A 1,245-nucleotide genomic window follows, 5' to 3' on the forward strand; every position below is an offset into this window, starting at 1 on the left:
CTAGTGCCGTGACCACGAACGTTCACGGTGTTGGATGACACGCCGTCCGGCCTGTCGGCCGGGCGGCGTCGCGGCGGTCAGGCTGTGGCGGTGGCAGATCCTGTACGCGTGCGGCGGCTGAGTGATCAGGAAGGTCAGCAGCTGCTCAGAATTACCCGCCGGGGAACCGGTTCCCCGATCCGACTGCGGCGGGCGATGGTCGTGCTCGCCTCGGCCGGTGGGAACACGGTGCCGGCCATCGCCCGCCTTGTCCAAGCCGATGAGGACACGATTCGGCAGCTCATCCACCGGTTCAACGAGATGGGCATGTCCAGCCTGGACCCTCAGTGGGCGGGTGGCCGTCCCCGCCAGATCAGTCCTGACGAAGAACAGTTCATCGTCGCGACGGCCAACACCCGCCCCGAGAAGCTGGGGCGGCCGTTCACCCGCTGGAGCATCCGCAAGCTCGCCGACCACCTGCGCGTTCACGCCGCCCGACGGGTCCAGATCGGGCGGGAGCGACTGCGGCAAATCCTGCACCGGCACCGGATCACCTTCCAGCGGACCAAGACCTGGAAGGAGTCCACCGACCCGCACCGGGACACCAAACTCGCCCGGATCGAGTACGTCACCAGCCACTTCCCGCAGCGGGTGTTCGCCTTCGACGAATTCGGGCCCCTCGTGATCCGCCCCCAGGCCGGCACGGGGTGGGCGCCCGCGGGCCATCCGCACCGGCTGCCCGCGAACTACCACAAGCTGCACGGCGTCCGGCAGTTCCACGGCTGCTACTCCGTCGGCGACGACCAGCTCTGGGGCGTCGTCCGCCGCCGCAAGAGCGCCGCGAACACCCTCGCCGCGCTCAAGTCGATCCGCGCCGCACGTCCGGACGGCGCGCCGATCTACGTGATCCTGGACAACCTGTCCGCGCACAAAGGCCGCAAGATCCGTACGTGGGCTGTCCGCAACAAGGTCGAGCTGTGCTTCACCCCGACCTACGCCTCCTGGGCCAACCCGATCGAGGCCCAGTTCGGGCCGCTACGCACCTTCGTCATCGCCGGATCCAACCACCCGAACCACCCCGCACTGACCCGGAAACTGCAGGCATACCTGCGCTGGCGCAACGCCAACGCCCGCCACCCCGACGTCCTGGCCGCCCAACGCCGCGAACGCGCCCGCATCCGCAGCGAACGACAACGACGCTGGGGCCAACCCGCCACCCGAGCAGCCTGACCCCAACACCGTCAACGTTCGTGGTCACGGCACTAG

At 68.9% G+C, this 1,245-nt stretch carries 1 protein-coding gene; it reads left to right on the top strand.

Annotation, left to right across the window (positions count from 1 at the left end):
- Window positions 1–90: 90 nt before the first annotated feature.
- A complete protein-coding gene (locus ACFY1S_RS29475) occupies window positions 91–1,209 on the top strand; it encodes an IS630 family transposase (protein ID WP_387124188.1) in 1,119 nt (372 codons plus the stop codon).
- Window positions 1,210–1,245: the final 36 nt, after the last annotated feature.

Source organism: Micromonospora sp. NPDC000663 (assembly GCF_042898105.1).
Lineage (GTDB): Bacteria > Actinomycetota > Actinomycetes > Mycobacteriales > Micromonosporaceae > Micromonospora.